The organism is Vibrio minamisatsumaniensis (genome assembly GCF_050337445.1).
GTDB classification, from domain to species: domain Bacteria; phylum Pseudomonadota; class Gammaproteobacteria; order Enterobacterales; family Vibrionaceae; genus Vibrio; species Vibrio artabrorum.
The window spans coordinates 1-7,223 of record NZ_JAKJSY010000119.1; the positions used below are offsets into that span (position 1 = coordinate 1).

General features: G+C 39.2%; 10 protein-coding genes. 8 read left to right on the top strand and 2 right to left on the bottom strand.

The genetic code is table 11. The annotated features are described in order from the left end of the window. Positions 1-1,958: 1,958 nt before the first annotated feature. The 6 genes from L4B77_RS18715 (at position 1,959) to L4B77_RS18740 (ending at position 5,199) form a co-directional block, all read left to right on the top strand. Positions 1,959-2,339 (top strand): hypothetical protein, encoded by a 381-nt coding sequence (locus tag L4B77_RS18715; protein WP_429752278.1) that lies wholly within the window; start codon positions 1,959-1,961, stop codon positions 2,337-2,339. Positions 2,340-2,466: 127 nt separating this feature from the next. Then, positions 2,467-2,733, top strand: coding sequence for a type II toxin-antitoxin system RelB/DinJ family antitoxin (locus L4B77_RS18720; protein ID WP_429752280.1), 267 nt, complete (start codon positions 2,467-2,469; stop codon positions 2,731-2,733). Continuing rightward, positions 2,720-3,001: a type II toxin-antitoxin system YafQ family toxin gene (locus L4B77_RS18725; protein WP_429752282.1), complete on the top strand. Its 282-nt coding sequence runs from the start codon at positions 2,720-2,722 to the stop codon at positions 2,999-3,001. The genes L4B77_RS18720 and L4B77_RS18725 overlap by 14 nt, the downstream gene beginning before the upstream one ends. A gap of 608 nt (positions 3,002-3,609) precedes the next feature. Next, on the top strand, positions 3,610-3,804 hold the full coding sequence (locus L4B77_RS18730; RefSeq protein ID WP_429752284.1) for a hypothetical protein: 195 nt from the start codon (positions 3,610-3,612) through the stop codon (positions 3,802-3,804). 278 nt (positions 3,805-4,082) lie between these two features. Next, the gene (locus tag L4B77_RS18735; RefSeq protein WP_429752286.1) at positions 4,083-4,673 is read left to right on the top strand and encodes a hypothetical protein; all 591 of its coding nucleotides are present in this window, start codon (positions 4,083-4,085) and stop codon (positions 4,671-4,673) included. 274 nt (positions 4,674-4,947) lie between these two features. Next, positions 4,948-5,199 carry a hypothetical protein gene (locus L4B77_RS18740; protein ID WP_429752288.1) on the top strand — a complete coding sequence of 84 codons (252 nt, stop codon included), beginning with the start codon at positions 4,948-4,950 and terminating at the stop codon, positions 5,197-5,199. Between the two features lie 147 nt (positions 5,200-5,346). On the opposite strand, the gene brnA is transcribed toward L4B77_RS18740, so the two are convergent. Both brnA and L4B77_RS18750 read right to left on the bottom strand, forming a co-directional pair. After that, on the bottom strand, positions 5,347-5,574 hold the full coding sequence (gene brnA / locus L4B77_RS18745; protein ID WP_429752290.1) for a type II toxin-antitoxin system BrnA family antitoxin: 228 nt from the start codon (positions 5,572-5,574) through the stop codon (positions 5,347-5,349). Then, complete coding sequence (locus L4B77_RS18750) at positions 5,561-5,827, bottom strand: BrnT family toxin (protein WP_429752291.1); 267 nt, start codon at positions 5,825-5,827, stop codon at positions 5,561-5,563. Before L4B77_RS18750 ends, brnA begins: the two co-directional genes overlap by 14 nt. Positions 5,828-6,049: 222 nt before the next feature. On the opposite strand from L4B77_RS18750, the gene L4B77_RS18755 reads away from it, so the two are divergent. Together L4B77_RS18755 and L4B77_RS18760 are read left to right on the top strand one after the other, a co-directional pair. Then, the gene (locus tag L4B77_RS18755; protein WP_157933260.1) at positions 6,050-6,226 is read left to right on the top strand and encodes a hypothetical protein; all 177 of its coding nucleotides are present in this window, start codon (positions 6,050-6,052) and stop codon (positions 6,224-6,226) included. A gap of 19 nt (positions 6,227-6,245) precedes the next feature. After that, entirely contained in the window at positions 6,246-6,680 is a 435-nt protein-coding gene (locus L4B77_RS18760) for a hypothetical protein (protein ID WP_102284932.1), read from the top strand. The last annotated feature ends 543 nt before the right edge of the window (positions 6,681-7,223 follow it).

The window sequence follows — 7,223 nt, forward strand, 5'->3', positions numbered from 1 at the left end:
TCCTGCACTCTGTTTGGATTCAAGATGTTTTGGACAGAGCGACGCGCATCAGCCACCGACCAAGGGATATTCCAAAGGTGGCATGGTAAAGGCACTAATCAGAACTAAGCAAACGCTCGATAAATCCGCCCCTTGTAGCTGCTAGAGGGGATAAGCGGGAAAGGAATAAATGATTAGTGTTGTGAGACCGGAATGGGGGCGTAAAGCCTAACTCACAGCGCAGGGCAGCCCGAAAGGGTAAGAGACAAATCCCAATCTGAAAGCGACCATAGAGATACCCAAATCACTCATAAATTTGAGTCGAAATGGGTAGGGGTCGGCGCAGCCGAAAGGGCTGATTTCTCGCCGCGCTTGTACTCTTGTTTCTTCCATTTATACCGCTCGGCGCAGTGTGTGAGTAAGCGAAGCGTCCGAACACCGAGCAAGCGGAATGCCACTTAATGCCAATCTTTGGCACTGTCCCCGTATATTTATTTTCATTCTTATTTAGCTCGTTTTTTATGCTCATCTCATCGCGCGCTTTTGTTTTAAGCCAGCATACACAGAGTGCACTCGCTACGCTCTTTTCTTTGTGATCTGGAAAGGGGCGCTAACGCTCCCTTTACCCCCGTGTGAATTTATTCCCCTCATAGCTTTTACCGATATATGAAACCGATATGTAGAACTGATATGTGAAACCGATATGACCATATATCAGTTCTACATATCGGTTTTTTTGATTTTTCTGTGTGAGCTTATTCTCACTCACTTTTTACGCTATTTCTGGGGACTCTTTTAGTGGACTCCCCTTCTGGACTGGCTTAGTCCACTGAATAGGTCCACAAAACTAGTCCACTACAATGCCAAAAAAGATAAAATAAAAGAGCAGCTTAGAAACATGTTTCTAAGACCTAGGATGCGTAGCGCTACGCGCGACCAAGCACTTCTAGAGGGTGAAATAGTTTGTATTTTCGCAGTTCGTTCCTCCCTGGCTTAATTCAGCCTTTTCATCCAACCAGAATCACTTGGTCTCGCCTACTCAACGCATCCCAAGAGCATGCACTAAAATTAGCAATTCCCCTCTCCAGTTCGGCACTTTCAGTGATTGAATTTCTTAACGCTTATAGAGCACTTTCATTCCCACATAACAATTAAATCCCCTCGGAGGGGGACGCTGATCGCGATTGATTTAGGAAACGAAAAGTAGAGAGGCGCACCTCGAGTTTTTGCGTTCGTTATTTGATTAGCAGGATTCGCATTTTGTAGACGTCCGAAAAAGCCGGTCTGCAGTGTCGCTTTAAGATTCTTTCTGACGCACTTACTTCGTTCGTTTGTCGGATCGTTCTTTCCATTAAAGAACTTCGTCCATTTTATGGAAAAGAACGATCTCATTTTATTCTCGATTCTTTGAAGCTGTTTTATGCTTGAGTTACGCCATTTCTTGTGAGGTTTTACTATGTCTAGCGCACCGGATGATTCCATCGTCTTAGTTTTATTGATTCTTGGTTATGCGATTTACAACATCATTCGAATCACACTCGATATTCGTAATTCGAAATGCTGATTTAGTTTACTTTTAGGCGTTACGGTGTGCTTTTGGGGTGAGTTTGAACGATGTTAATTCGTTCTGTGAATCGCTCTAAAAGCGTCACAAACTTACAAGGCAGTGTGGAGGTGTATTGCCTTGATCAAGTGTCCAAAATCTTCGCTAAGAGCGTTTGTGGGGTTCTGAGGGCTGTTTCTGATAGCAACCCCTGCTATTTACCATAATAGGAATAATGAACACCAAAAAAATCATTCCCAAATTTTTTCTAGCTAGTTTCAACTAAGAACTATTATGCAACATGTTGTTATTTTTTTGAGTGTGTTAAATTCCAACGGGAAATGATGGTTTGTGATTAATAAGTGTGCATAACCTTTAGAGGTTGTTCTATACCTATCATTTTGTATTTTAAAAGAAATAAAGGAATTTTATACCTGTGAATGACAATAGTAATGAAAGTGTTGCGATTTATGTCGAAGGTGGTGGTGATAACTACATCGGAGAAAACGTAATAACAGGCTTTGATAAAGCTGTGATTTTAAAAGATACCGAGCGCAATACAGTTATTAATAATGAAATGTTAACCGAAGCTGCTGCTTCTATTTTTCAAAAGTTGGAGCTTGATATCGAAAGTATCGAGATTGAAGAACAGAAAAAGCAAAAGCTATCTAGCCTTGTTACTAACATGAAAGTTGGTTTTGGATCGGGTTCTTTCACTGAAGCGTATAAAGAATTCTCATCTTTTTTATCAAATCATGTCACTATTATGGCTCCGGTTATGCCGTACCTTGCATTATTGGCAGAGCACTTAAAGTAACCTAACGTTTGCAGTGCGTAAGAGTTAATTTAACGTAACGGCACTTAATCTGTACTGAAAGGAAAGGTCGCTATTGGCGACCTTTTTTGTTACTTTTAATAATAACGTGGCGCATATGAGGCACAGCATGAAGAAGGAAATGGTTAGAGCTAGGGTGTCTAGTGAGTTAAAACACGAATCTGAAGTTATCTTGTCAGAACTAGGTATGAGCATGTCTGATGCCATTCGGATTTTCCTTAGTCAGGTGAGGTTACGTCATGAGTTTCCTGTTGAGCTTAAAGTGCCAAACCAAGTTACCCTTAAAGCAATGAAAGAGCCTGTTACTGATGATGTCTATGACTCAGCGGACGACTTGTTTATAGATGTTTTAGGTAGTAGCAGTGCTAAAAATTAGAGTAAAAAATTCTTTTAAAAAAGACCTGAAACGAGCATCAAAAAACACACGGTGCAATACTTCGCTGTTGAAAGAACTCATCGACAATCACTTAGTTAAGACTGGTACTGTTCCGAGTGAATATAAGCCCCATTTGCTGCAAGGTAACTGGAATCCACACATGGAGTGCCATATTCAACCTGATTTTTTATTGATTTGGGATGTTGATTGGGACGCACAAGAATTGATTTTAGTCCGCTGCGGTTCTCACTCGGAACTGTTTGGGTAATCAAGCCCCATTTACCATAACGGCACTTAGTGCGGACCCAGATTTAGACACAAGAACTGCTCCCAATTGGGGGCAGTTCTTCATTACAGAGTCACGCAATTGAACATAATAGGAATAATAAACACCTATTCTTCCTCTGTTTCAAAGTAAAAAACTTTTCCCAATAACATAGCCATTATGAGGTCTTTTTGTCTGTAAGCTGTGGCTTTTGATATATCTGAACTAATTGCAAAATCTGTCAGTGTTTTTTTTTGATTTATGTAATTCATTCTTTGTTGTGGACTTAATGATTGAATGTATAGGCTCGCCTTTTTTATGGCTGATGGGGTCTTATTTTTGGTGGAATGTCGATTATTAGTTGTCATTTAAGCTTACTACGGGTTGATCTTATCTTGCTCGTAGTAAACTGCATTATTTTATTTTTGGCTAGCGTGTGGCTCATTTAAGGCGCTTTTGGGGGTGTTTTGATGCCAGTTTGAGATGTGGTGTGGGCATATTAGGCGTTTTTCATAGGAAGAATAAAAGGTTATTTAACGTAAATACACTTAGTGCGAACCCATATTTATGGCGAATTTAGATACAAGATTAATAAAAAGTAGGTTTTTAGCATGGCAAGTAGAAAAAGCGTTGATAAGATTTTGCTGGAAGTTGGAGCCGAAAAGATCTCACAAAGAGAGTGGGATTTTCTAAAAGTGTTTAACTCTCCAGATTTTAGCGAGAAAAATATTGCACAAGCTCTATTAGATCATAGAGCATCATTTGGAAATGTCGGGGATTCAATTGAGCGGTTAAAGCACTTGTAGGAATTGATTCTAACAAGTATTTTACATAACGGCACTTAGTGCGAATCCAGATTCAGACACAAGAACGGCTCCCGATTGGGAGCCGTTCTACCTTGGTGTCAAAGTGACGGATTTTTAGTTGTGATAGTCTATTTATCACAAAATCTGTAAGAAAAATGACTGACACATGAGTGACGCTAGATTTAAAAACATTTTATTAAAACCAAATATCGAGCCTTTAGACAGCAATAGTCAACGTATTCGTAGGAACTTAATTATTACATCTATGAATTACATCTATGATCGGTTTTTTTCTTACGATCGGGTCTTCGGGAATTTCCGTAAATGATTTTTCTTTTTTTGGTGTTAAATTTGTCAATATAAACAAAGATTTCATTCATATCGTAATCATTTTAACTTTATGTAACTTCATTATTCATTTTCTTTGGTCAACTATAGATCATTATAAAGAAAACCGATTAAGACTAACTGGACTCAGAATTCCTATAGCTAGGTACTCCATGAGAATGGGTTCAACGATACTAGAACCAATTACCAGTGAAGAGCGTCAATCCACCCTTCACTCTTGGTGGTCGGGAAATGTGGTTGATGTCATTGAAGGCTATAAGAAAAGTTTAGAAAGTAACAATGGTAGTCTTGGGGGAATGAATACTGAAAGTTTAGATGAGATTTTGGGTTATATGGATGTTGCTTTGCGTCGCTACGAAATAGGGTTTTGGAAGCACAATCGAAGTCAATGCTTAAGATGGATTATTATGGATTTCACCATGCCTCTACTCATGGGATTTAGTGCAATTTGGGTTTTATTACCTGATTGGGATGTAAAAATACTGCTTAATATTTTTAATTTTGCATGTGAACAGATGTAGAAATTGTTGGGGTATTTACCATAACGGCACTTAGTGCGAACCCAGATTTAGATACAAGAACGGCTCCCAATTGGGAGCCGTTTTTTCAGCACGAAGAAAGCAAGGAAGGAAACTTCATGCCTATTTATAGTTTAGTCGTGAGTGCTTTTGTGTGCTCGATTTAACGTAATGACACTTAGTGCGAAACCTGATTTAGAAACAAGAACGACTATCTATTTGGAGTTGTTCTGGTGCTTTGATACTATCTAGTTCATTAGGTAATGGGAGAGGGTGTATGATTGTTGTTGATGTCCCTACATTGACTAAATCTCTTGTGAATTCTGGTGTGCCAGAGAAAAAAGCGGCAGCTGTTGCGATGGGGATTAACCAAGCAATTAGAGATTCTAACATCGTCTCGAAGCATGCCTTGGCGGTGAGATTAAAAGATATAAATGATAAGTTTTCTCAAAAGCTTTATGCAGTCACTTTCTTTAGTTTGTGCATGAATGCTTTGATGTTGTATGTAGTGGTAAAGGGTGAATACTGAATCATACCCTTGAAATATAAATTTATTATCATAGATCGTTTCTCTGTGGGTTGGGGCTACATTTAACGTAACGTCATTTAGTGCGAACTCAGATTTAGACACAAGAACGGCTCCCAATTGGGAGCCGTTCTTGTGATGTATTGATGTTTAATGAGCTACATTTTCAAGCCTTTCCGCTAACCAAATTTTTATGATTGATTGGCGAGTTACCCCGACACGGCTTGCTTCGCGATCTAATGAATCTAACATCCAAGTTGGAAAATCTACATTTACGCGCTTTTGTTTTTGCGTTGGACGTTTGATATTCGATAAGTCGAGATCATTCAAAATATCATCATCACTTTCAAACTTTGTATCAAACTCATGTGCTTTCATATAAGCCCACCTCTGCTTTACGTGAACGTCTTACTGAAATAATCCTGATGTTTGTCCCTCGGTATGTAATAACACCTGACCAGTGTTTTTCATTAAGCATCGCTACAATCAAAGCTCTTGGTTCATCATCAGTATTTGCTGGTATCTCAATAAGGTTTGAGTCATTCCATAACCTTTGGGCGGTATAGAAATCAATGCCATGTTTTACGAGATTTGACCGGCTTTTGTTTTCATCAAATTCAAATTTAATCATGAGTAAAATTTATACCTTTTTTACTCGGTTATCAATGCGGATTTAGGGTTATTTACCATAATGACCCTTAGTGCGAACTCAGATTTAGGCACAAGAACGGCTCCCGAGTGGGAGCTGTTCTTCGTTACGGAGTCACGCAATTGAAAAGAACTATGAACATAGGCTATTGTAACGTTGCTGTGTATAATTAGGTTAAACCCACTTAGGCTATTAGGGCTGTTTATGTTTTCAGCAGTTAAAGATCGTGCAGTATCTAAAGCACAAAAAAGATATGAAGCTTATAAAAATCGTGCTGATGAAGTCTTACTTAGTCGTGGTAAGTCAAGCAACGGTACCAAGTTCAAATCAGGTTTATCTGAGGATGAAATTTTTAGTATGCTTAACAAAGCGTCTCATTAAATCGCATGTAGGAAGATAATTGGTTAATTTTAAAGTTCGTCTCGATACTCCGTTTGAGGAAGGGACTTTGGATGAAGAGTTTTTTATCGATCTTCCTAAGATGAACACCGAACAGAAAAAAGCTTTAGCGCGTTTTATAAAAAAAACCACAAGCGGTGAATCATTACCTGGTAAAAATAAGCCATCTCATTTAGATGATAATCTAAATAAAATATCTGGGACTGATAATTATGAAAATGGGGGCTATTGGCATTACCACTGTGGGCTTAATTATAGCCCTAGTAGTAAGTTTTCAATGACTTTTGATTTAGGGACTAACCTCAACGGTTCTACGTCAGCCGAGGTTATTCATTATATCAAAGAAAGCAATAACGAGGTTCTGGTTGTTGGTTTCTCTCCTAAGCACATTCCTTTTCCTAATTCAGATTGGGATTATAACCCTTTGTTTGACTAATGTTTACTACTGGAGTTGGACGTGGTTTCTCTTAATCAGCTCCGAGGTTTAGACACAAAAAAGCCTCCCTATTGGGAGGCTTTTTTGTTGGGAAAATTCATGACCGGTTAAAAGGATCATTGAGATCAATCGCTTTTGGGATTAATCTATTTCTCAGATGTGAAAAAACCAGCTTTGGCGAGCTGGTTTATTTCGGAATACTTAAACGATTGAAGCCCGTTAAGTCCTTTCATGATAGCCATATCACGCAAGCACTTCAAGTACTCCTGCACTCTGTTTGGATTCAAGATGTTTTGGACAGAGCGACGCGCATCAGCCACCGACCAAGGGATATTCCAAAGGTGGCATGGTAAAGGCACTAATCAGAACTAAGCAAACGCTCGATAAATCCGCCCCTTGTAGCTGCTAGAGGGGATAAGCGGGAAAGGAATAAATGATTAGTGTTGTGAGACCGGAATGGGGGCGTAAAGCCTAACTCACAGCGCAGGGCAGCCCGAAAGGGTAAGAGACAAATCCCAATCTGAAAGCGACCATAGAGATACC

Bases quoted from the DNA above. Each gene is read 5' to 3' on its own strand.
- L4B77_RS18735 (WP_429752286.1), top strand. From the start codon at position 4,083: ATGATCGGTTTTTTTCTTACGATCGGGTCTTCGGGAATTTCCGTAAAT.
- brnA (WP_429752290.1), bottom strand. From the start codon at position 5,574: ATGAAAGCACATGAGTTTGATACAAAGTTTGAAAGTGATGATGATATT.
- L4B77_RS18730 (WP_429752284.1), top strand. From the start codon at position 3,610: ATGGCAAGTAGAAAAAGCGTTGATAAGATTTTGCTGGAAGTTGGAGCC.
- L4B77_RS18740 (WP_429752288.1), top strand. From the start codon at position 4,948: ATGATTGTTGTTGATGTCCCTACATTGACTAAATCTCTTGTGAATTCT.
- L4B77_RS18755 (WP_157933260.1), top strand. From the start codon at position 6,050: ATGTTTTCAGCAGTTAAAGATCGTGCAGTATCTAAAGCACAAAAAAGA.
- L4B77_RS18750 (WP_429752291.1), bottom strand. From the start codon at position 5,827: ATGATTAAATTTGAATTTGATGAAAACAAAAGCCGGTCAAATCTCGTA.
- L4B77_RS18720 (WP_429752280.1), top strand. From the start codon at position 2,467: ATGAAGAAGGAAATGGTTAGAGCTAGGGTGTCTAGTGAGTTAAAACAC.